This window comes from Nostocoides jenkinsii Ben 74 (assembly GCF_001046875.1).
Taxonomy (GTDB): Bacteria; Actinomycetota; Actinomycetes; order Actinomycetales; family Dermatophilaceae; genus Nostocoides_A; species Nostocoides_A jenkinsii.
In genome coordinates, this window is the sequence record NZ_HF571038.1 from 1,789,060 (window position 1) to 1,810,199 (window position 21,140).

The 21,140-nt window shown below is 69.0% G+C and carries 23 protein-coding genes; 16 read left to right on the top strand and 7 right to left on the bottom strand.

From position 1 onward, the window contains the following. Positions 1-63: 63 nt before the first annotated feature. The 5 genes from typA to BN13_RS08340 are packed head-to-tail and all read left to right on the top strand — an operon-like array spanning position 64 to position 6,932. Positions 64-1,959, top strand: coding sequence for a translational GTPase TypA (typA, locus tag BN13_RS08320; protein WP_048545966.1), 1,896 nt, complete (start codon positions 64-66; stop codon positions 1,957-1,959). A 50-nt stretch (positions 1,960-2,009) separates the two neighbouring features. After that, complete coding sequence (locus tag BN13_RS08325; RefSeq protein ID WP_084733642.1) at positions 2,010-3,821, top strand: ABC transporter substrate-binding protein; 1,812 nt, start codon at positions 2,010-2,012, stop codon at positions 3,819-3,821. A 5-nt stretch (positions 3,822-3,826) separates the two neighbouring features. Next, a complete protein-coding gene (gene mshB, locus BN13_RS08330) occupies positions 3,827-4,660 on the top strand; it encodes an N-acetyl-1-D-myo-inositol-2-amino-2-deoxy-alpha-D-glucopyranoside deacetylase (protein ID WP_048545970.1) in 834 nt (277 codons plus the stop codon). Then, the gene (locus tag BN13_RS08335; RefSeq protein ID WP_048545972.1) at positions 4,657-5,139 is read left to right on the top strand and encodes a flavin reductase family protein; all 483 of its coding nucleotides are present in this window, start codon (positions 4,657-4,659) and stop codon (positions 5,137-5,139) included. The genes mshB and BN13_RS08335 overlap by 4 nt, the downstream gene beginning before the upstream one ends. Next, complete coding sequence (locus BN13_RS08340; protein ID WP_048545974.1) at positions 5,136-6,932, top strand: VanW family protein; 1,797 nt, start codon at positions 5,136-5,138, stop codon at positions 6,930-6,932. Before BN13_RS08335 ends, BN13_RS08340 begins: the two co-directional genes overlap by 4 nt. Before the next feature lie 45 nt (positions 6,933-6,977). On the opposite strand, the gene BN13_RS08345 is transcribed toward BN13_RS08340, so the two are convergent. Beyond that, positions 6,978-7,994 carry a GNAT family N-acetyltransferase gene (locus BN13_RS08345; RefSeq protein WP_235433989.1) on the bottom strand — a complete coding sequence of 339 codons (1,017 nt, stop codon included), beginning with the start codon at positions 7,992-7,994 and terminating at the stop codon, positions 6,978-6,980. A 14-nt stretch (positions 7,995-8,008) separates the two neighbouring features. Next, positions 8,009-8,713: a dienelactone hydrolase family protein gene (locus BN13_RS08350; RefSeq protein ID WP_235433990.1), complete on the bottom strand. Its 705-nt coding sequence runs from the start codon at positions 8,711-8,713 to the stop codon at positions 8,009-8,011. Positions 8,714-8,786: 73 nt separating this feature from the next. Here BN13_RS08350 and fdxA point away from each other — a divergent pair, with 73 nt between their 5' ends. Continuing rightward, positions 8,787-9,113: a ferredoxin gene (gene fdxA, locus BN13_RS08355; RefSeq protein ID WP_048545977.1), complete on the top strand. Its 327-nt coding sequence runs from the start codon at positions 8,787-8,789 to the stop codon at positions 9,111-9,113. Further along, on the top strand, positions 9,110-10,237 hold the full coding sequence (gene dapC, locus BN13_RS08360) for a succinyldiaminopimelate transaminase (protein ID WP_048545979.1): 1,128 nt from the start codon (positions 9,110-9,112) through the stop codon (positions 10,235-10,237). Before fdxA ends, dapC begins: the two co-directional genes overlap by 4 nt. Positions 10,238-10,658: 421 nt before the next feature. On the opposite strand, the gene BN13_RS20585 is transcribed toward dapC, so the two are convergent. After that, positions 10,659-10,790, bottom strand: a complete 132-nt coding sequence (locus BN13_RS20585) for a hypothetical protein (protein WP_268806957.1) — start codon at positions 10,788-10,790, stop codon at positions 10,659-10,661. 93 nt (positions 10,791-10,883) lie between these two features. On the opposite strand from BN13_RS20585, the gene BN13_RS08365 reads away from it, so the two are divergent. Next, complete coding sequence (locus tag BN13_RS08365) at positions 10,884-12,182, top strand: citrate synthase (RefSeq protein WP_048545982.1); 1,299 nt, start codon at positions 10,884-10,886, stop codon at positions 12,180-12,182. 67 nt (positions 12,183-12,249) lie between these two features. Here the strand turns inward: BN13_RS08365 and BN13_RS19990 are convergent, their stop codons facing one another. The 3 genes from BN13_RS19990 to BN13_RS08380 all read right to left on the bottom strand — a co-directional run bounded on the left by BN13_RS19990 (position 12,250) and on the right by BN13_RS08380 (position 14,996). Further along, positions 12,250-13,062 (bottom strand): hypothetical protein, encoded by an 813-nt coding sequence (locus BN13_RS19990; RefSeq protein ID WP_201329068.1) that lies wholly within the window; start codon positions 13,060-13,062, stop codon positions 12,250-12,252. Between the two features lie 82 nt (positions 13,063-13,144). Further along, positions 13,145-14,080: a 2,3,4,5-tetrahydropyridine-2,6-dicarboxylate N-succinyltransferase gene (dapD, locus tag BN13_RS08375; RefSeq protein WP_048545986.1), complete on the bottom strand. Its 936-nt coding sequence runs from the start codon at positions 14,078-14,080 to the stop codon at positions 13,145-13,147. Positions 14,081-14,279: 199 nt separating this feature from the next. After that, entirely contained in the window at positions 14,280-14,996 is a 717-nt protein-coding gene (locus tag BN13_RS08380; RefSeq protein ID WP_157038507.1) for a hypothetical protein, read from the bottom strand. A 119-nt stretch (positions 14,997-15,115) separates the two neighbouring features. On the opposite strand from BN13_RS08380, the gene dapE reads away from it, so the two are divergent. The 7 genes from dapE (at position 15,116) to BN13_RS08410 (ending at position 19,965) form a co-directional block, all read left to right on the top strand. Beyond that, a complete protein-coding gene (gene dapE, locus BN13_RS08385; protein ID WP_048549011.1) occupies positions 15,116-16,201 on the top strand; it encodes a succinyl-diaminopimelate desuccinylase in 1,086 nt (361 codons plus the stop codon). Beyond that, positions 16,198-16,986, top strand: a complete 789-nt coding sequence (locus BN13_RS08390) for an LOG family protein (RefSeq protein WP_048545989.1) — start codon at positions 16,198-16,200, stop codon at positions 16,984-16,986. The genes dapE and BN13_RS08390 overlap by 4 nt, the downstream gene beginning before the upstream one ends. Continuing rightward, positions 16,983-17,339, top strand: a complete 357-nt coding sequence (locus BN13_RS08395) for a DivIVA domain-containing protein (protein WP_053079757.1) — start codon at positions 16,983-16,985, stop codon at positions 17,337-17,339. The genes BN13_RS08390 and BN13_RS08395 overlap by 4 nt, the downstream gene beginning before the upstream one ends. Further along, positions 17,336-17,776: an SRPBCC family protein gene (locus tag BN13_RS08400; RefSeq protein ID WP_048545991.1), complete on the top strand. Its 441-nt coding sequence runs from the start codon at positions 17,336-17,338 to the stop codon at positions 17,774-17,776. Before BN13_RS08395 ends, BN13_RS08400 begins: the two co-directional genes overlap by 4 nt. Positions 17,777-17,789: 13 nt before the next feature. After that, positions 17,790-19,067, top strand: a complete 1,278-nt coding sequence (locus BN13_RS08405; protein WP_048545993.1) for a mannosyltransferase family protein — start codon at positions 17,790-17,792, stop codon at positions 19,065-19,067. Between the two features lie 175 nt (positions 19,068-19,242). Next, positions 19,243-19,416 (top strand): DUF3117 domain-containing protein, encoded by a 174-nt coding sequence (locus BN13_RS18615; protein ID WP_084733644.1) that lies wholly within the window; start codon positions 19,243-19,245, stop codon positions 19,414-19,416. Between the two features lie 192 nt (positions 19,417-19,608). Then, positions 19,609-19,965, top strand: a complete 357-nt coding sequence (locus tag BN13_RS08410; RefSeq protein ID WP_048545996.1) for a hypothetical protein — start codon at positions 19,609-19,611, stop codon at positions 19,963-19,965. 79 nt (positions 19,966-20,044) lie between these two features. Here the strand turns inward: BN13_RS08410 and BN13_RS08415 are convergent, their stop codons facing one another. Beyond that, positions 20,045-20,677 (bottom strand): O-methyltransferase, encoded by a 633-nt coding sequence (locus BN13_RS08415; RefSeq protein ID WP_048545998.1) that lies wholly within the window; start codon positions 20,675-20,677, stop codon positions 20,045-20,047. A 136-nt stretch (positions 20,678-20,813) separates the two neighbouring features. Between BN13_RS08415 and BN13_RS08420 the strand changes: the two genes are divergently transcribed. Beyond that, positions 20,814-21,140 (top strand): sigma-70 family RNA polymerase sigma factor (locus tag BN13_RS08420; protein ID WP_048546001.1); only part of this gene is annotated, 327 nt, incomplete at its 3' end.

The window sequence follows — 21,140 nt, forward strand, 5'->3', positions numbered from 1 at the left end:
GGCGCCGACCGCACCGCCCATGGGCAATTCGGCGGGAGTGGTTTTGCCTGAGAGAATCGGCTAATGCCCATGCAGTCCCGCAGCGATATCCGCAATGTCGCCATCGTCGCCCACGTCGACCACGGCAAGACCACCCTCGTCGACAAGATGCTCTGGCAGGCGGGTGCCTTCGGCGCCCACCAGCACGTGGATGAGCGCGCCATGGACTCCGGCGACCTTGAGCGCGAGAAGGGCATCACCATTCTCGCCAAGAACACCGCGGTCCGCTACGCCGGCAAGGCCGCGGCCGACGCCGGCCATCCCGATGGCCTCACCATCAACATCATCGACACCCCCGGTCACGCCGATTTCGGCGGCGAGGTCGAGCGCGGTCTGTCCATGGTCGACGGGGTCGTGCTCCTGGTGGATGCCTCCGAAGGCCCGCTCCCGCAGACCCGGTTCGTGCTGCGCAAGGCGCTGGCCGCGCACATGCCCGTGGTGCTGTGCATCAACAAGGTCGACCGGCCGGATGCGCGGATCGCGGAGGTCGTCGACGAGGTCTACGAACTCTTCATGGACCTGATGGAGGACGGCGACAACGCCGAGGCAGTCCTTGACTTCCCGATCGTCTATGCCTCGGCGAAGGCCGGGCGAGCCTCCCTGACCCGCCCCGAGGACGGCGCACTGCCCGACGCCGACGACCTTGAAGCGCTCTTCAAGACCATCTTCGAGACGATTCCCGCGCCGACGTATGACGATGAGGCGCCCCTGCAGGCACACGTCACCAACCTCGACGCCTCCAACTTCCTCGGACGGCTCGCGCTGCTGCGCGTCCACAACGGCCAGATCCGCAAGGGCCAGCAGGTGGCCTGGTGCCGCGGCGACGGCTCGATCAAGCAGGTCAAGATCACCGAGTTGCTGATGACGGAGGCGCTGGAGCGCAAGCCGGTGGAGTCCGCCGGTCCCGGCGACATCATCGCCATCGCCGGCATCCCCGACATCATGATCGGCGAGACCCTCGCCGACCTGGACAACCCCCGCCCCCTGCCGCTGATCACCGTGGACGAGCCCGCCATCTCGATGCTGATCGGCACCAACACCTCCCCGATGGCCGGGCGGGTGCGGGGCGCCAAGGTCACCGCTCGCCTCGTCAAGGAGCGACTCGACCGCGAGCTCGTCGGCAACGTCTCGCTGCGCGTCCTGCCCACCGAGCGCCCCGACGCCTGGGAGGTCCAGGGTCGTGGCGAGTTGGCACTCGCCATCCTCGTCGAGCAAATGCGCCGCGAAGGCTATGAGCTGACCGTCGGCAAGCCGCAGGTCGTCACGCGCGAGGTCGACGGCAAGCTCCACGAGCCGGTCGAGCACCTGACCATCGACGCGCCGGAAGAGTTCCTCGGCACGATCACCCAGGTCCTCGCCCAGCGCAAGGGCCGGATGAGCCAGATGACTAACCACGGCACGGGCTGGGTGCGGATGGAGTTCTATGTCCCCTCGCGCGGCCTGATCGGGTTCCGCACCGAGTTCCTCACCGAGACCAAGGGCACGGGCATCGCGCACCACGTCTTCCACGGTTACGAGCCCTGGGCCGGCACGATCCTCACCCGGATGACCGGCTCGCTGGTCGCGGACCGCTCGGGCGTGGCCACGTCCTACGCGATGTTCAACCTCCAGGAGCGCGGCACGCTGCTGGTGGAGCCGACCACCGATGTCTACGAAGGCATGATCGTCGGCGAGAACTCGCGCGCCGACGACATGGACGTCAACATCACGAAGGAGAAGAAGCTCACCAACGTCCGGTCCTCGACGGCCGACGTGCTTGAGCGGCTGATCCCGCCGCGCCGGCTCTCCTTGGAGCAGTCCCTGGAGTTTTGCCGCGAGGACGAGTGCGTCGAGGTCACCCCCGAAGCCATCCGCATCCGCAAGGTCGAGCTCGACCAGACGCTCCGGGCGCGCGCCGCCGCCCGGGCGCGCAACTCCTGAGCCGCCGCCCGGCCACGCCGCCCGGAGACGCCAAGCCAGAGCGACGACCCATGACCCGATTCCGTATGCCGCGTGCCCGCCGCACCCTGCTCCTGGCCAATGTCGTTGTGGCAGGGCTCGTCGTGGCCGGGGTCAGCGGGTGTGAGGGCGATGCGGGATCGGGGACGTCATCCGTCGCGAAGCCGGGCTCCGGCGGCAGCGCCGGCACCAGCGCATCCGGATCACCCGGCGCCGGGAATGCGACGCCCGGCTACTCGGGCGACGGGGGTTCCGGGTCGCCACTCACCCTGCTGGCCACGGGGCAGATCGGCTCCCTGGACCCGCAGCGCATCGCCACCCGGGATGTCGCCGCGCTCGCCTCACGGACAGTGATGCGCACCCTCACGACCTATCCGCCGGGCGCCGATGCCGCCGCGCAGGGCCGGTTGACCGGTGACCTCGCGACAGACACGGGCCGGCCCAGCAAGGGCGGCTCGGTGTGGGCCTTCACCCTGCGCGACGGCCTGCGGTGGTCCGACGGCACCCCGCTCACCTGCAAAGACGTGGCGTATGGCGTGTCCCGCGCCTTCGATCCCGACCTCAGCGTCGGTCCCGGCTACCCACTGGCCTTCCTCGCTGTTCCCCGACGTCCCGACGGAACCAGCACGTTCGCCGGCCCCGATGCGACGGGAGCTTCTGCGCGGGCAGGGGCCGCGGCATACGCCAAGGCAGTTGCCTGTGACCGGGCCGACAAGACGGTGACGTTCACGCTCACCGAACCCGTCGCCGACTTCAACGCGATGGTGAGCCTGCCCGCCTTCGCCCCCTATCGCCAGGGCGCGGAGGGGATCGTCTCCAGCGGTCCGTATGCCGTGGACGGCACCTGGGGCACGCCTGGCGCGAGCCTGGTCCCCAACCCGCGCTGGTCTCCCGACTCCGACCCGATCCGCCCGAAACCCTTGTCGCGGATTGTTATTCGCGAAAACGTTCCCTTGGACGGCGTCGCCCGCGCGGTCCTCACGCCCGCCACCGTCGGAGAGCGATCGATCGCCTGGGACCCGGCACCGCCGGCGATGTTCACCACCTTGAGCACCGCCCCGCAGGTGCGCACGGTGACGGCCGCGACCCAAGTGGTCGACTATCTCGTGCCCGACCACGAGAGCGCGGTGATGCGGCAGGCCGACATTCGCCGTGCCTTCGCGATGGCCACGGATCGGACGGCGTATGCCGCGGCCCTCGGCGGCGCTCAAGCCGCGACGCCTGCGGTGAGCCTGCTGGGCCCGGGGGTGCCGGGCACCCATACGTCCGACCCGCTCGGTGCGGCGCCGGCCGGCGATCCGGCACGGGCCAAAGCGTTGCTTGCGGAGGCGGGTGTCGCCACGCCCGTCGCGGTGAAACTCGCCTATCGCCAGGGCCCCCTAGCTGACGCCGCCTTCGCCGCGATGCTGCCCCGCTGGGCCGAGGCCGGCTTCGCCGTGACCCTTGTCCCGGTGACCGGCGACTACTTCGCCACCGTCGAGAAGGGCGTGGGGGCGGACGTCTATTGGGGGCAGTGGGGGGCCGACTACCCGTCGGCCGCGGCGGTCCTTCCCCCGCTCTTCGACAGCTCCATCAACCTCGGGGAGTCCACTCGCGGCCGCGACTACGGCCGGTATGCCGATTCCGGCACCACCGCACGGATGGCGCTCGCGGGCGCCGAGTCTGACCCGATCAAACAGGCCCAGGCGTGGCGCGCCATCGACTCCGGGTTACTGCGGTCGGGTGCCTACGTGGGCCTCGCTGACCGCATGTCGACCTATTACGCTGGCGCAGGCGTAGGCGGCCCGCTGGTCAACTCGGTTCTCGGCGGCGTCATCGATCTGGCCGCGGTCGAGGGAGGTTGAGCCTGATGCGCTTTTTGCTGGTCCACGCCCACCCTGACGACGAGTCGATCGCCACCGGGTTATCCATTGGCGCCCTCGCCGAGGCCGGCCATGACGTGCACGTGCTCACGTGCACGCTCGGTGAGCAGGGCGAAGTCATCCCGCCCGCCTTGCAGCACCTCGACGCCGATCACGACGACGCCCTCGGCGACTATCGGGCCGGGGAACTCGCTGCGGCGCTGACTGCCCTCGGGGCGATTGGGCACGTGCTGGGGGCCGACGCCGAGCCGCCGCGCCGCTATCGCGACTCGGGCATGGCTGGCGCGCCCAGCTCCCGGCGCCCGGAGGCGTTCGTCAACGCCGAGCTGGGCGAGGCCATCGCGGCCGTCCGCAACGTGATCGACGCGGTGCGCCCGGACGTCGTCGTCACCTACGACAACCACGGCGGCTACGACCACCCCGACCACATCCAGGCCCACCGCCTCACCTGCGCCGCCATCGCGACGATGGCGCAGCCGCCTCGGTTGTATGCCGTGTTCACCCCCCTGAGCTGGGCCCGCGAGGATCGCGCGTGGGTGGCGAGCAATGTCTCGGAGCCGGGATTCGGCATACCGGGAGAAGGGGAGCCGTTCGTCGCGTCCGTGCTCGACGGGGATCCGCAGGAGACCTTCGCCGAGGTTGTCGTGCACGAGTCGGTCGCCGGGCTGGCGCGGCAGACGGCGGCGCTGCGCGCCCACGCGACCCAGGTGACGGTCTTCGACGGCTGGTTCGCTCTCTCCAATGACATCGCTCAGCGGCTGCCCGGCCGCGAGGCGTGGGCGGCCATGAACCCCCGCACGGGGTTGGTGATGCGGCGATGACCAGCGAGGGCGACTTCAAGCTGGCACTTGCCCGCCTGGCTGGGGGAGTGGCCGTCATTTCGAGCCGACTGGGCTCGCATGACCACGCAATGACGGCGAGTGCGCTGTGCTCTGTGTCGCTGGACCCGCCGCTGGTGCTGGTCTGTGTCGAGATCGAGGCGCGCTTCCACGACGCTGTGAGCGAATCCGGAGCGCTCGGCATCAGCCTGCTCACCACCGCCCAGCGCGCGTACGCCGACTGGCTCGCCACGCCGGGGCGCCCGATCGTCGGGCAACTCGACGGGATCGCCCATCGCCGCGGCGCATCGGGGGCCGTCCTGCTCGACGGCAGCCTCGCCACCTTGGACTGTCATGTGGTCGCGATGCATCCCGCGGGTGATCACTCCATCGTCGTCGCGCAGGTCGACGACATCGTCCTGGCCGACGAGCCGGGCGACGCCCTCGTCTATTACCGACACCGTTTTGGGAGCTTGGCATGACCGAACCGACCAACCCGGGGTCGACCCCCGCTCCCGTCAGCGCTGCTCGCCCGAGCGGCGCCGGTCGGTCGAGCAATGCTGGCCGGTCGAACAATGCTGGCCGTTCGGGCGACGCCGGGTCGAGCAATGCCGGCCGGTCGCGCCAACGGTGGCCGTGGATCACCGGGGGGTTGATGGTCGCCGCCGCCGGTGCGTATGCCGCGCTGGCCGCCACCACCGCCGGTTCCACCCCCAAGGACACAGTGATCTCTGGGGTGGAGGTCGGCGGGCTCGACCGGGCCGCCGCCGAGGCGAAGTTGCGTGCCGGGCTGTCGGACAAGGCGGCCGCGGCCGTGCCGATTGTCTTCGGGGACAAGCGGATCGCGCTGAACCCGAGCGCCGCGGGCCTGAAGGTGGACTATGCCGGCTCGCTCGACGGCTTGACCGGGTTCTCGCTCAACCCCGCCGATATCGTCGCGAAACTGCGCGGCAATGTCACCCGGACCGCCGAGATCGTCGCGCCGACCGACGTCATCGCGGGCGTGCTGCGCGGCCAAGTGAGCTCTGTCGACGTCGCACCGAAGGACGCGACGATCGCGATCGCGGATGCGCAGGTCGTCACCACTCCCGCCGCCGACGGCGTCACCGTCGATGTGCCGAAGACGGCCTCCGCGGTAGCCGACGGCTGGCTGCGCTCCGCCCGGATCACCGGCGTCACGTCGGTGACCCCGCCCGAGGTCACCGACGAGGAGGTGGCCGCCGTCAAGGCGGGCGTGGCCGACAAGGTCCTCGCCGGGCCGATCACCTTGTCCGTGGACGGCCAGTCCTTCGACGTCCCCGCAGCCGACTTGGTGGCGGCGGTGAGCTTCCCGGTCAAGGACGGCGCCCCCGTCGGCGCTTATGACAACAAGCTCCTCGTGGCGGCCGTGCGCAAGGCCGGGCTCGCCGCGGACGTCCTCAAGCGCGGCAAGGATGCCTCGGTCACCTCGCCGAATGGCACCTTCGAGGTCGTCCCGGCCGTCGACGGCCTGGACGTCGACGGCCCGTCCGCGGTCGCCGCGGTCAAGAAGGCGATCACCTCGCCGGAGCGCACCGCGGACGTCACGTCCAAGCCAGCTCCCGCGAAGTTCACGACGGCGCAGGCCAAGGCGACGATCCCCGAGGGCGTCATCTCGACCTTCACCACGAACTTCCCCTACAACCCTGACCGCACGCACAACATCACCCTCGCGACCAACACCCTCAACGGGACGTATGTCGCTCCCGGAGCGCAGTTCTCGCTCAACGGCTTGCTCGGCCAGCGCACGCCGGAGAAGGGTTACCGCGGCGCGCCGGTGATCTATGACGGGCGCTTGACGGTGGACTACGGCGGCGGCATTTCGCAGGTCTCCACCACCCTCTTCAACGCTGTGTTCTTCTCCGGCGCGCAGATCGATGAGTTCCACCCGCACAGCTTCTACATCTCGCGCTACCCCGAAGGCCGCGAGGCGACGATCTCCTGGCCCGATGTGGACAACAGGTTCACCAACACAACCAAGGGCGGGATCTACATCAAGGCGAGTGTCGACTCGGACTCGATCACGGTGACGTTCTACGGCCAGAAGACGTGGGACATCGAGGCGACGAAGGGCCCACGCGTCAACATCGTCCCCCCGCGCACGATCCACGACGACAAGGAAGGCTGTGTCCCGCAGTCACCCTCCGACGGATTCGACGTCACCATCGGGCGTGTCTTCAAGAAGGCCGGCAAGGTGACCGACACGACCTACTTCACGACGCACTACATCCCCGAAGACCTCGTCATCTGCGGCTGAGTGCCCGGGTGGTTCAGGCGGGCTCGGATCAGGCGGGCTCGTGGTTCAGGTGGGCCTGCTGACGTTCACGTAGGCATGGTGAACCCGGAAGCCGGCGTGACGATAGAGCGCCAGCGCGGCCGTATTGCTGTGCCACGCCTGGAGATGGAGGTTGGCGGCGTCGCGGTCGGCGGCTTCCGAGACCAGCCGGCTCAAGAGGGCGGCGGCGATCCCCTGTCGTCGGTATGCCGGGTCCACCCACATGGCGGCAATCCCGCCCCATCGCGCGGGTCCCGGGCTGCCGAGTCCCAGCCGGCCAATCCCCACGACCCGCCCACCGATCTGGGCGGTCGCGAAGACCTGAGCGGGGGAGCCGGTGAGGATCGCCCGCGCCGCCACCGGATCGGGAGTGCGATAGCCGCCGTATGCCGCGAGCCACGCCTCGGTCAGTTCCGTCTCGGTCGTGATCTTCGCCCGAGATCCGACGCCCCGAACTCCGACGCCCCCATATCCGACGATTACTGGCTCGCGGAGTTGCGCCGCGATGGTGGCCGTCGCCCCGGTGAGGAAGAGGGAGGGCTGGGACGCGGCATACCCCCGAGCGACGGCGAGCCGGGCGAGCGGATCGTGGGTTGGGTCGAACCCGGCCGGCCCGGGGATGGTGAGGTTCGGCGGGAGGCCGCGCGCGGCATACCACTGCTCGACGGCATCGATCGCGTCCGGGAGGGGAAGTCCTGGATTACCTACCGGGACAACGGAATTTCCGCGTGCTGTGAAACCCCGGGAGGCGCGGAGCAGCCACTCGCCGAGGTGCCCGGTCTCCATTGCGGGCCACGCGTCGGCCGTGGCTCGCCACAGTTCCAGCGGGGTGACCTCGCTCCCGACGACACCGCGCCGCGGCGTGGCGTTGGGGATGATGCGCGTCGCGACGATGCGATCTCGGGGTATGCGCAGTTCCCCCCGGCGCGTCTGCAGGACAACTTCGTCGGCGGTGTTGACCAACACCGTCCCCACGGCATCGGTGAGCGAGGGCTGCCCGGGCGGCGGTGGGGGCTCGATGCGGTAGCGGACGGTGGCGCGCACCGCAGCCGATTGGGTCACGCGGGCAGGTGCGTGGCGAGGAACTTCCGGGTCAGGCCCCAAGCGATCGTCGCGGCCTCGCGGTGGTAGGCCGGGAAGTCGGAATTGTCGAAGGCATGGTCGGCCTCGGGGTAGGTGTAGATCTCCACCTGCGGCCCCGCCACGGCGGCGCGGATCCGCTCGACGGTCTCTCGGTCGATATAGGAGTCCTGGTCGCCGAAGTGATGCAGCGACGGCATCGTCACCTGGGGTGCAAGGTCGAGCAGATTCGGCAGCGCCGAGCCGTAGTAGCTCACCAACGCGTCGGGCTTCGGATCCGCCTGTGCCGCAACGGCAAAGGCCAGGCCGCCACCGAAGCAGAAGCCGACATAGCCGATTCGCGCGCTGACCTCCGGGCGCGCCCGCAGCCACGCGTGGGCCGCCAAGCCGTCGCGGACCGCCGCGTCCCAGTCGAGCCGCTGCACCAGGTCCAGTCCCTGCGCCAGCATGTCGGGTCCGTTGGCGACCCCCGACTCCCCGAGTCGCCAGTAGAACTCCGGGGCCAGCACGACATACCCGGCTGCGGCGAGGTCGGTGGCGCGCCGCTCGATATAGGGGCTGATCCCGAAGATCTCCTGGAAGAGAACGATCCCTGGCCCCCGACCAGCCGGCGACTGCCACAGGCGAGCGGGCATCTCGCCCAGGGCGGTCGGGATGGAGACGGCGGAGGGGGTGGTGGCCACGGGCTGAGACTACGCCGGGTCGGCAGCGTGGATCGCTGCCTGCCCCGTCGTCGAAAGTGCCTAATATGGGCCTATGACGTATGTGATCGCGCAGCCCTGTGTGGACCTCAAGGACAAGGCCTGCATCGAGGAGTGTCCGGTCGACTGCATCTACGAGGGTGAGCGCAGCCTCTACATCCACCCCGACGAGTGCGTCGACTGCGGCGCCTGCGAGCCGGTTTGCCCGGTCGAGGCGATCTACTACGAGGACGACGTGCCCGAGCAGTGGGCGGACTACTACAAGGCCAATGTCGAGTTCTTCGACGACCTCGGCAGCCCCGGCGGCGCCGCCAAGATGGGCATGATCGCCAAGGACCACCCGCTCATCGCGGCGCTCCCCCCGCAGGAGCACAACGAGTGAGCCTGCGCTCACTTCCCGACTTCCCCTGGGACTCGCTCGTGCCGCTCAAGGCGCGGGCGAGTTCCCATGTCAGGGGCCTGATCGACCTGTCCGTCGGCACTCCCGTCGACCCGACCCCAGCGGTGGTCCAGGAGGCGTTGCGTGCGCACGCCGACGCCCCGGGCTATCCCCTCACGATCGGTATGCCGAGCCTCCGCGAGGCGGTCGTCGACTGGTTCGCCCGGCGTCGCGGAGTGCCGGGCTTGGACCCGGCCGGGGTCATCCCGACGGTCGGCTCGAAAGAGTTGGTCGCCTGGTTGCCGACCTTCCTCGGTCTCGGCCCGGGTGATCTTGTCGGCCACCCCGCCGTCGCCTATCCGACGTATGACGTGGGCGCTCGCCTCGCCGGCGCGACACCGGTTCCGGTCACCTCACTGACCGCGCTCGGCCCGTTGACCTCCGCGACGCGACCAAAGTTGTTGTGGCTCAACAGCCCCGGCAATCCCGATGGCAAGGTTCTCGGCGTCGGGCACCTGCGCAAGGTGGTCGCTTGGGCGCGCCAGCATGGCGTCATCGTGGCCAGCGACGAGTGCTATGCGGAGCTCGACTGGCGCCCCGACCGGCCTGCGGACGACCCGCCGACCACGCCCTCCTTGCTCGACCCCCGCGTGACGGATGGCGACGTGAGGGGGCTGCTCGCGGCATACAGCATGAGCAAGCAGAGCAATCTCGCGGGCTATCGCGCGGCCTTCCTCGCCGGTGATCCGGCGCTGATCGCGCAGATCGCCGAGGTGCGCAAGCACGCCGGGATGATGATGCCGACGCCGGTGCAGCACGCCCTAGTCGCGGCGCTAGGGCATGAGACGCACGTCGCGGCTCAGGTGGCGACCTATCGGGCACGCCGCGAGATATTGCTGCCGGCGGTCGAGGCGTTCGGCTTGCGGATCGATGGGTCCGAGGCGGGCCTCTATTTGTGGGTGACGGCCGATGAGGACTGCTGGACCACGCTCGGCCGCCTCGCCGACCGCGGCATTCTTGCGGCCGCCGGTTCCTTCTATGGGGCCGCGTCCACTCGGCACGTCCGCATCGCCCTCACCGCGACGGACGAACAGATCGCGGGCGCCGCGGCGCGCCTTCGGGGTTGAGGCGACCACGCCCGCCGCAGCTTTGGGAGGGTTTCCGGCGCTTTGGGAGGCAAAACCACAGTGGCTTTCCCTCCCAAAGCGCCGGAAACCCACCCAAAGCTCGGGCATCCAGGGAGGCGCGAAGGTCGAGGTGATGCCGGCGATGTCGAACTGCGTGTCCGCATCGGGTGGCCGTGTTGGCAGGTTGAGATCGGCCGAGCCGATGCCCACGAACCACACCATGTGGCCGCGGCGGCTGACTCCCACGGCGAGCCCGGGGACACGGTCGGCAATTTGCTTCTCCACGGCGAGCCGATCGAGGGCGCGCGCGATGTCCGGTCGTAGGACGGCGTCGTGCTCGCGGTGCCATCCGTCTGAATCGGCACGGTGTTGATCGATGAGTTGTTGGGCGTTGGGGGCCGGGGGCGCATCCTGGGGGGAGTCAACTGCCGCCGCAAAGGCCGTTGCCGCTGCCGGCGAAGGCGTCCTTGATAGTCGGCGCGGTGACGCTGCGCTGAACGATCGAGAACTGGGCGTACGACAAGAAGATCGGGCCGTCATGGAGCACGCGCATGGCGGCAGTCTGGCCGATCCCGCTGGCGTTTCCGCTGCTTCGCACATGAGACATGGCTCGTCGCAGGCCAAGTCGGTGCGGTAGTTTCGCGATATGGCTGACGACGGTGTAGCGGGTGCAAAGCTTCTTGCGGAGGGCAAGGAGCTCTTCCTCAAGCGGATTCCGGCGACGGAGGGCGAGGACGGCTTCGATATCTCGGCCCTGCTGAAGGAAACTGGCGATGTCACGCTCGACACCGGTTTCGTCAACACGGCCTCGTGCTCGAGCAAGATCACGTTCATCAACGGCGACACGGGGATTCTGCGCTACCGGGGATATCCGATCGAGCAACTTGCCGAGCACTCCAACTTCCTTGAGGTCAGCTACCTGTTGATCTATGGCGAGTTGCCGACCCAGGAGCAGGCCGACGCCTTCGACGCGCGGCTTCGCCGGCACACGCTCCTCCACGAGGATCTGAAGCTGTTCTTCAACGGGTTCCCGCGCGATGCTCACCCGATGCCCGTGCTGTCGTCCGCAGTCTCGGCGCTGTCGACCTTCTATCAGGACAGCCTCGACCCGTTCGACCCCGAAGAGGTCGAGATCTCGACGATCCGGCTCCTGGCGAAGCTGCCGACCATCGCGGCATACGCCTATAAGAAGAGCATGGGCCAGCCGTTCCTCTACCCGGACAACTCCCTGTCCATCCCCGAGAACTTCCTGCGAATGACCTTCGGCTTCCCGGCCGAGCCCTACGAGGTCGACCCGGAGATGGTCAAGGCCCTCGACCTGCTGCTGCTCTTGCACGCCGACCACGAGCAGAACTGCTCGACCTCAACGGTGCGGCTCGTCGGCTCCTCGCAGGCCAACCTCTTCGCATCGGTGTCCGCGGGCATCAACGCGTTGTTCGGTCCGCTGCACGGCGGCGCTAACCAGGCCGTCCTGGAGATGCTCGCCACCCTGCACGAGACCGGTCAGGACCCGGCCGAGTTCATGCGCAAGATCAAGAACAAGGAGACCAACCAGCGCCTGATGGGCTTCGGTCACCGCGTCTACAAGAACTACGACCCGCGCGCCGCCATCATCAAGAAGACCGCCGACGAGATCCTCGGCAAGCTCGGCGCCGACGACCCGCTGCTCGACATCGCGATGAAGCTCGAAGAGGTCGCTTTGGCCGACGACTACTTCGTCGAGCGCAGGCTCTATCCGAATGTGGACTTCTACACGGGCCTGATCTACAAGGCGATGGGCTTCCCGACCAAGATGTTCACGGTGCTCTTCGCCCTCGGCCGCCTGCCTGGCTGGATTGCCCAGTGGCGCGAGATGATCGAGGACCCGGCCACCAAGATCGGTCGCCCGCGCCAGATTTACATCGGCGAGGGTGCGCGCGATTTCGTGCCGATCGCGCAGCGCTGAAGCGCTGATCCGCTCCCGTAGTCATCCGACTCCGGCCCGCTGAGTCGGATCAGGCGGCCGGGGCCAATCAGGAGGCGGGGGTCAACGTGACCGTGGTGCCGTCGAAGGGGGCGTCGGTCGTGCCCCAATCCAGGGCGCCCCGGCCCGCGCCGCGGCGCCACTCGCGGTTGGCCACGGTGACGAGTTCGAACCCGAACGCGTCGGCGCTCGCCACCGCCCACTCGGCAACAGCCCACGCCGCGCGCGTGGAGGACGTATGGACCGTGATGGTCCCGTCCCGCTCCGCCGTCCCGGTTTGCCCCATCTCGGCAACGAGGGCGGCGGTGATGTCCGCCGACGTCGCCTGGGTCCGGGTGGTTCGAGAGAGTCGGCAGGCCAGGCCGGCGGGGGAGTGGCCGGACAACGTCGAGGCAAGGACCCGCCCCTGACCCTCGTGATCGGCATACGCCTCGGGGTAGGCGCTGCGCTGAACCGCCTGGGCGACCGCGGTGATTTCGCCTTCGGTGTAGTTGTCGACCTTGATCAGGGCGTCGTAGAACGCATTCGTCGAGTAGACCGGGTCGAGGATCTGCTCCGGCGTGCCCCAACCCTGCGATGGCCGCTGCTGGAACAGCCCCAGCGAGTCGCGGTCGCCGTGGCTGATATTGATCATCCCCGACTCCTGGATGGCGGTCGCGATCGCGATCGTCGCCGCCCGCGCGGGCAGGCCCCGCTTCATCGCGATCGCGGTGATGATTGCCGCATTGCGCGTCTGCGCGGGTGAGAAGGCAAAACTCTGACCGCCTGCGACCGCGCGGCACGTCGGCCCGGTGAACCAGCGATAACTGACCACGCCGACCGCGAGTAGTCCGGTCAGCAGCACGGCGAGGGCCGCCGCCACGAGGGCACGCCGCCGCCGAAACCTCTTGTCCCGCACGCGTGCCGGCGGCCCCGGGGGGCGAGAGGGTGGAGCCGCCACCTAATCAGTCGTTCGCGTGGAGTGCGGCGTTGAGGTCGATCCCCTTGCCGCGGGGGCGCACCTCGACGCGGCCGGAGACGGAGTCACGCAAGAACAACAGGTTGGACGCCCCCGAAAGTTCCCGGGCCTTGACCACCTGGCCATCAGGGAGCGTCACCTTGGTGCCGGCCGTGAGGTACAGGCCGGCTTCGATGACGCAGTCGTCGCCGAGGGCGATGCCGAGCCCGGACTCGGCGCCAAGGAGGCAGCGCTGCCCGATCCGCACGCGCTCGGTCCCGCCGCCGGAAAGGGTCCCCATCGTGGACGCGCCACCCCCGACGTCGGAGCCGTCACCGACCACGACGCCTTGGCTAATCCGTCCCTCCACCATGGACGTGCCGAGAGTCCCGGCGTTGAAGTTGACGAAGCCCTCGTGCATGACGGTGGTCCCGGCCGCGAGATGTGCTCCGAGGCGCACCCGGTCGGCGTCGCCGATCCGGACCCCGGCCGGGACGACGTAGTCGACCATCCGCGGAAATTTGTCGATGCCGTAGACGGCGACGGCCCCCCGCCGACGCAGACGCAGGCGCGTGGCCTCGAAGCCCTCGACCGCGCACGGACCGGCACTCGTCCATACGACATTGGGAAGCTGCCCGAAGATCCCGTCGAGGTTGATGGAGTTCGGCTCGACCAAGCGGTGGCTGAGCAGATGCAAGCGAAGGTAGGCGTCGGAGGTGCTCGCCGGCACCGCGTCGAGGTCGATGCGCACGAGGACCGCCTCCGTGCGCACGCCGCGCTCCGCATCGGCGCCGACCAGGGCGGCGAGGCCGGCCGGGGTTGCCTCGTCATCGGGCTCGCCCAAGGCCGGGGCCGGGAACCAGGTGTCGAGCACCTGCCCGGCATCCGTCACCGTGGCCAGGCCGTGCCCCCACGCCATCCGTGTATCGGTCGCGCTAGTCATGCGGACATCGTATGTGCGCGCACCGACGACCCCAGATCCCCGTACTTGAGCCGGGACGGCCGACGACCCCGGACCCAGCGCGGGGGCTCCCGTAGGGGCAGGAGTTTCGTCGCGCCGCTCGCTCGTTCCTCGCTCGACGTCGCTCCTCGACTGCCCCTACGGGAGCCCCCGCGCTGGCTCCGATCTCCAGCAACGTGGCTCAGTCGCGCTGCGGGCCGCCGAGAACGCCGGCGTCGAAGCCCTTGAGGATCGACTGCTTGTCGGCGTCGGTGAGCTTGCCGGCCTTGACGGCTGCGTCGAGGCGGCTGGACAGCTCCGCCTTGCGCGCCGCCTCGCGCTCGGCGCGGAGGGCATCGAAGGCGGCCGTCACCTTGGCCTGGTCGATGCCGAGCACCTTGGCCAGTGCCGCCGCGAAGGCCTGCTGTCGCGCGTCCATCTCGGCCTGGGTGGGCGGGGTCCGGGTGCCATCCTCGGCCTTGTCGTCCTGGTCGGACATGCTTTGGTCACGCATGCTCTGCCCGACCTTCTGCAGGGCCGCCGTGAGCTTGTCCTCGGTGACGCCGAGCTTCGTGGCGAGGGCGGCGGTGTCGAGGCCGCGCCCCATACCGAATCCGCCCATGCCTGGTCCGTGACCGGGTCCGCGGCCGAAGCCGTCGGGCCCTCCGTGGCGCATGCCCATGCCGCCGCCATTCATGCCGCCGCCCTTCATGCCAGGGGCCGTAGTGGCGGACCCGGACGGGCTTGCCGAGGACGACCCGGACGCCGACCCGGAGGGGCTCGGGGTGTCGGCCACGGCGGCGGAGATGCCGAAACCTGCAGCGACCGCTGCCGCCGCGCCCGCCGCGCCCAGCGCCGTCTTGGTGCCGATCCGCGAGCGGCGGCCGGTCGGTTCGGGAGTGGGGGTGTCGGTGGTCACGATGGCTCCTGACGAGGCGAGGTGGGTGAACAACTGCTTCGATGGTGCGCGGGATACCTGTGGTGAAGCTATGAAATCGATGTCCGAACCTGTGAACTGGCCCGGATATCGTGGGCGCCATGCCGAACCCCCTCGACCTGGCCCGCGACGCGGCGACACTGACCGCCGACCTGTGCGACCGGCCGTCCGTGAGTCTGCAGGAAGGCGAGCTCGCCGACGCGATCGAGGACGCGCTGCGGCCGCTCGCGCACCTCGACGTGGTCAGGCTGGGCAACACCATCGTTGCGCGCACCAATCTCGACCGGCCTGAGCGCGTGGTCCTCGCCGGGCACATTGACACGGTGCCGCTCACGGTGGACCCGCCCAACCTCCCAACAGTGCGGGAGCCGAGCGGGCAGGGCGAGATCCTGCGTGGGCGGGGAACCGTCGACATGAAGGGCGGGGTCGCAGTCATGCTTCGTCTGGCGTATGCCGTACCCGCCCCGACGCGGGACCTCACCTTCGTCTTTTATGAGGCCGAGGAGATCGACAGCATCTACAACGGCCTGGGCCTCATCGAGCGCGAGCGGCCCGAGCTGATCACAGACGCCGACTTCGCGGTGCTGCTGGAGCCGACCGATGGCGCCATCGAGGGGGGCTGCAAGGGGACGCTGCGCGCCGAAATCACGACCAAGGGCATCGCGGCGCACTCAGCGCGCCCGTGGAAGGGACACAACGCCATCCACGACGCCGCCCCGATCCTGACCCGGCTGGCCGACTACCGCGCCGAGGTCAAGGAGGTCGACGGGCTGGAGTATCCCGAGGCGCTCAACGCCGTCCTTATCAGCGGGGGCACCGCCACCAATGTCATCCCCGATCGGTGTGTCGTGACGGTGAACTACCGCTACGCGCCATCGGTGTCCGAGGACGAGGCGGCGGCGCACGTGCGGTCGGTCTTCGACGGCTTCGAGATCGACATTGTCGACAACGCTGGCGGAGCTCGACCGGGTCTGAATCGTCCGGCGGCACAAGCCTTTATCGCCGCGCTGGGCGTGCCGGTGACCGCCAAACAAGGCTGGACGGACGTAGCCCGGTTCTCGGCGATGGGCGTCCCGGCGGTCAACTTCGGACCGGGGGATCCGAACCTCGCGCACATGGATGACGAGCGCTGCCCGGTGGCGCAGTATGGCGCGTGCGAGGAGGCGATGATCCGGTGGCTTCGATGAAACCGCGCTCCCCGGAAAACGTCTACCACCGTGGTCCGCTCACCCTGCGCGGGGCCCAGGTCCCGCGCAGCACGACCGATCAGCGGTTGCTCGACGACCGCGGCCGGACCGACTGGGTCCACACCGACCCCTGGCGCGTGCTGCGCATCCAAAGCGAGTTCGTCGAAGGATTCGGCGGGTTGGCCGAGATCGGTCCGGCGATCTCGGTCTTCGGCTCCGCCCGCACGCCACGGGACAACCCGACCTACGAGATCGGGGTGCGCCTTGGTGCGGCCATCGCCCGCGCTGGCTATGGCGTGATCACCGGCGGCGGGCCGGGTCTGATGGAGGCCGCCAATAAGGGAGCAGTGGAGGCCGGCGGCACGTCCATCGGCCTCGGCATCGAGTTGCCTTTCGAAACCGGACTCAACGAGTACGTCGAACTCGGCATCAACTTCCGCTACTTCTTCGTGCGCAAGACGATGTTCGTCAAATACGCCGAGGGTTTCATCGTCTTGCCCGGGGGCTTCGGCACGCTGGACGAGCTCTTCGAGGCGATCACCCTCGTACAGACCGGCAAGGTCACCTCCTTCCCGATCGTGCTGATCGGCGTGGACTACTGGAGCGGCCTGCTCGACTGGTTGCGCGAGCAGGCCCTGGCCAGTGGCACGATCAGCCCCGAAGACCTGAACCTGCTGCACCTGACCGATGACCCGGACGAGGCCGTCGCCATCGTTGCGGCGGCCGGATCCCGGTGGGGGCCCCCCGCTGCCGAGCATCACGGAACCCCCGAGGCGCAGTCATGATCTGGATCCTTTTCCTCGTCGTCGGGGTCCTGGTGGCCGCCTATTTCGCCGCGCTCATCCTCGGGCGGGCGCAGTACGACCCGATGCCGGAGCCCACGCACACCCAGCCCCTGGTTAGGCTGCCCGCGGAGCCGACGGCGCGCGATATCGATGACCTGCACTTCGATACCGCGCTGCGCGGGTATCGAATGGACCAGGTCGATGAGGTTCTCGACCAACTCCAGGCGCGGCTCGCGGCATACGAACACGGTGCCGGTGCGGCCGAGCCGGGATCCCGTCACCTCGATCCCCATCGCGTGTCCGCTAGCACCGACCAACCCGACCCGCCCGCGACCGACGACGTGATTGCGTGACTGCCTTCACGGTCACGCGCACCGTGGGCCTTCCAGCCACGCAGACCTGGGCTCGACTCACCGATTTCGCGGCGCATGGTGACGCCATTCCGCTCACCCGCATGCAGACGGACTCGGCGCCCCTCGGGCTCGGCTGGGAGTTCAGCGGGATCACCGGCGTCGGCCGAGTCGCCTTCGCCGATCACATGATCGTCACGATCTTCGATCCGCCGACCCTGGATTCGCCCGGCCGCTTCCGCATTGTCAAGATCGGGGCATGGTTGAAGGGGTGGGCAGACGTGAGCGTCACGCCGCTGCCGACCGGTGGATCCCAGGTCAGCTGGACCGAAGAGTTGGGGCCGCGGCTCGACCCCGTCCCCTTCTTGACCGGTCCTGTCAGTGCCTGGGCGGGGCGTCGCCTGTTCGCCCAGACCCTCGACCGACTCCTGGCCGCGTGAGCGGGATCAGGACGTGACAGCGCCCGCTCGGGCGCGCGCGCTCCATACGAGAGCAGGTCGCAACGAGTTCTTCGGGCGGGCGCTGGCTCACCCCATCCGCACCATCCTCATTGTGTATGCCGCGACCCGGCTCCTCGCGGTCCTCGCCATGTGGGTGGCCGCGACGTGGTTCCAAACCCCCGCGGGGGTCGGTCACCTCGATCCCGGGGTCGGCGACATCCTGCGGCTGTGGGATGCCCAGTGGTATCGCCGGATCGCCGTGGATGGTTACCCGCTGCCGCTGCCGCGCGATGGGGACACCGGCGAGATCACCTACAGCGCGTGGGCGTTCTTCCCGCTGTTCCCGATGATCGTGCGCGGGCTGATGGCCCTGGGGCTGGACTTCACCGTCGCGGCCGTGGCGCTGAATCTCGTTCTGGGAGCGGTCGGGGCGGTTCTGATCTGGGCGATCAGCCGCAAGGCGGTGCACGCCGCGCCCCAGGCGCATCGCGATCGCCTCGCCCTGCTCGCGACCTGTTTGTGGTGCCTCTATCCCGCGACCGGAATCTTGGTGATGCCCTACAGCGAGCCGCTCGCCCTCGTGCTCACCGCGGCCACCATCTTGCTGGTGATGGACCGTCGCTATTGGTGGGCCGCCGCCGTCGTCATCCCGCTCGGCTTCACCCGGGCGGTGGCCCCGGCCGTCGGCATCGTCGTGCTGGTTCACCTGGTGGCCCGCATGGGCGGTGACCTGCGTCGGCTGCGCACGGAGTTTCGAGGTCAGTGGGCGGGCCTGATCACACTCTGTATGGCCGTAGCCGTCTCGGCCGTCTCGTGGCCGGTCGTGGTCGGCCTGCGCACCGGCCGGGCGACCGCCTTCTATGAGGTGCAGGCGGTCTGGGGCCAGCGGCCCGAGAAGGGCCCGTTCGTCCAGTGGCTCACCTGGGCGTGGGGCCTCCACGGCGTCTTTGGGATCGCCCTCGTCGCGGGCTGCCTCGGTGCGTATGTCGTGCTCGTCGCCGGTCGTCACGGGCGGTGGCTGCCTTTGGAGGTGCGCGCCTGGGCCTATGCCTATCCGCTCTACCTCTTCGCCGTGGTGCGGCCGATCACCAGCATGTGGCGCTTTCTCGTCCTCGACTTCCCGTTGGCGGCTCTGGTGGCGAGTGTCGCCATGCGGACGTCCACGGGTGGACCGATCGTCGGACACTGGCGCCGCCGGGTGCTGATGCTGGCACTGCCGCTGGTCGTCGGGATGTTCTGGTGGACGGCGACATTGCTCACCTACGTGCCCTGGGGGGCGAGCCCGCCGTAATGACGTTCCTGGGATCGCGGGTCAACGCCGATCGAGGATCGGCGGAGTCGTGAATTTCTTCTCACCGCGTGGACGGGCGATAATATTGGACAAGTGGCGATGGAGCAGATTCCTCGTCTGTATCAAGCCGTGTCGCGGGCAACCCCGCGCCAGGGCGTAGGAAGGGAATTGGCGGATGGCGGCAATGAAGCCCAGGACTGGCGACGGTCCTCTCGAAGTGACCAAGGAAGGCCGCGGCATCGTGCTCCGCATGCCGCTCGAAGGCGGTGGCCGCCTCGTCGTCGAGATGACGCCGGATGAGATCCGGGCCCTCGGGGATGCCATCACTAACTGCGAAGGTCTCAAGTGACCTGCTGAACCTCAGCACGACGACGCCCCGGCTCCTTCTGGAGCCGGGGCGTTCGTCATTCCCCGACGCGGCTCGGGTCGCGCTGGTCAGGTCGGACAGGCGGCGTTCCGGAGGTCGATACGGTAATCGTCAGCATGGTGCGGACGGGCTACGGTGCCTGAGTTTGCGGTGGCTGACAAAGGAGTGGAGCCCATGAACGCCGGTTTCGGGCTGGCCGTGCGCTGGTCGTTAGCGGGAGCACGGTCAGATGTGTCTGGCCGCCTACGCGAGTACGTCGTGGGCACGTCGCTGGCGCGGTTCATGTTCCTCGACGGCCTCGCCTTCAAGGTATGGCGCATGCGCGACGGCGAGTGGTTCGAGGGAACCTACGTCTTCGACACCGCCCAGGAACGCGACGCCTTCCAGGCCGACTTCACCGCAAAGGCCGCGCACGCCCCAGTCTCCGAGATGCTCGGGAGCGCGCCGATCAGCATCGAGGCGTATGAGGTCGTCGCCATCGCCGAGGGCCCGGCGAAGTTCCGCCGAGGGGCCGGGCCGGGCTCGGCCTAAACGCCGGCGGCTTGACTCCCGGCGTCTGAACCCCAGTCGCCTGAAGTCCGGCCGCCTGACGTCCGACCCGACCTGCGCCTCAGCGCTTGACGGCCACCAACAGGCCGTCGCCCACCGGGAGCAGGTTGGTAATCAGCCGCTCATCGTCACGCAGGCTCTTGCCGAGGTCGCGCAAGGTCCCGGTCGTCGCATCGCGCGCCGCCGGATCGGCGACCTTGTCGTGCCACAGGACGTTGTCCAGCGCCAAGATGCCGCCGCGGCGCAGCAGTCGTATGCCGTGCTCCACGTAGGCGGGATAGCTCGCCTTGTCGGCGTCCACGAACACCAAGTCGTAGGCGCCGTCGGTCATCCGCGGAAGCACGTCGAGCGCGGCCCCGGTGATCACCCGGGTGCGCTGGTGCGCGACGCCGGCCGCGGCATACGCCGCCTTGGCCGATCGGGAGTGCTCCGGGGCGGAGTCGATCGTGGTCAGGACGCCGTCGAGCGGCATACCAGCAAGGAGCCACAGGCCGGAGGTGCCGGCGCCCGTGCCGATCTCGACCACGGACTTGGCCGCGCTCGCGGCGGCGAGCATCCGCAGGGCGGCGCCGCCGCCGGTGCCGATCGGGACGGCGCCGAACTCGGTTCCGGCGTGACGGGCTTGCTCACCGAACGGGGACTCGGCGACGAACTCCTCGGCGTAGGCCCAACTAGCCAGGCGCGGTGCACTCATGGCTACCCAGCCTAATGCGGCGCTCCACGGCCGATTTACAGCAGAATCCCAGCTTTGTCGGGAACGATAGAGACAGCGCGCGCGTATCAGTACCAGACGACGGGGGAGCGCGCGCTCACCCGACCATGGAGGAGACATGACCGACACGCTGACCGAGGCCGCCGGGACGGCCGCGTGGCAGCCGCCGACCTGGGAGGCGATCGTCGAGGAGCATTCGGCGCGCGTCTACCGGCTGGCCTACCGCCTCACCGGCAATGTGCACGACGCCGAAGACCTCACCCACGATGTGTTCATCCGGGTGTTCCGGTCCTTGGGGACCTATTCGCCGGGCAACTTCGAGGGGTGGCTGCACCGGATCACTACAAATGTCTTCCTCGACAAGATGCGCCGCAAGCAGCGCATCCGCTTCGACGCCCTGTCGGACGAGTCGTCGGCTCGCTTGCCGAGCCGCGAGCCGTCCCCC

Coding starts and splice junctions, on each gene's coding strand:
- BN13_RS08390 (WP_048545989.1), top strand. CDS start 16,198: ATGAAACCGCGCTCCCCGGAAAACGTCTACCACCGTGGTCCGCTCACC.
- fdxA (WP_048545977.1), top strand. CDS start 8,787: ATGACGTATGTGATCGCGCAGCCCTGTGTGGACCTCAAGGACAAGGCC.
- mshB (WP_048545970.1), top strand. CDS start 3,827: ATGCGCTTTTTGCTGGTCCACGCCCACCCTGACGACGAGTCGATCGCC.
- BN13_RS20585 (WP_268806957.1), bottom strand. CDS start 10,790: ATGCGCGTGCTCCATGACGGCCCGATCTTCTTGTCGTACGCCCAGTTC.
- dapD (WP_048545986.1), bottom strand. CDS start 14,080: ATGACTAGCGCGACCGATACACGGATGGCGTGGGGGCACGGCCTGGCC.
- BN13_RS08325 (WP_084733642.1), top strand. CDS start 2,010: ATGACCCGATTCCGTATGCCGCGTGCCCGCCGCACCCTGCTCCTGGCC.
- BN13_RS08395 (WP_053079757.1), top strand. CDS start 16,983: ATGATCTGGATCCTTTTCCTCGTCGTCGGGGTCCTGGTGGCCGCCTAT.
- BN13_RS18615 (WP_084733644.1), top strand. CDS start 19,243: ATGGCGGCAATGAAGCCCAGGACTGGCGACGGTCCTCTCGAAGTGACC.
- dapE (WP_048549011.1), top strand. CDS start 15,116: ATGCCGAACCCCCTCGACCTGGCCCGCGACGCGGCGACACTGACCGCC.
- BN13_RS08335 (WP_048545972.1), top strand. CDS start 4,657: ATGACCAGCGAGGGCGACTTCAAGCTGGCACTTGCCCGCCTGGCTGGG.
- BN13_RS08410 (WP_048545996.1), top strand. CDS start 19,609: ATGAACGCCGGTTTCGGGCTGGCCGTGCGCTGGTCGTTAGCGGGAGCA.
- typA (WP_048545966.1), top strand. CDS start 64: ATGCCCATGCAGTCCCGCAGCGATATCCGCAATGTCGCCATCGTCGCC.
- BN13_RS08340 (WP_048545974.1), top strand. CDS start 5,136: ATGACCGAACCGACCAACCCGGGGTCGACCCCCGCTCCCGTCAGCGCT.
- BN13_RS08415 (WP_048545998.1), bottom strand. CDS start 20,677: ATGAGTGCACCGCGCCTGGCTAGTTGGGCCTACGCCGAGGAGTTCGTC.
- BN13_RS08365 (WP_048545982.1), top strand. CDS start 10,884: ATGGCTGACGACGGTGTAGCGGGTGCAAAGCTTCTTGCGGAGGGCAAG.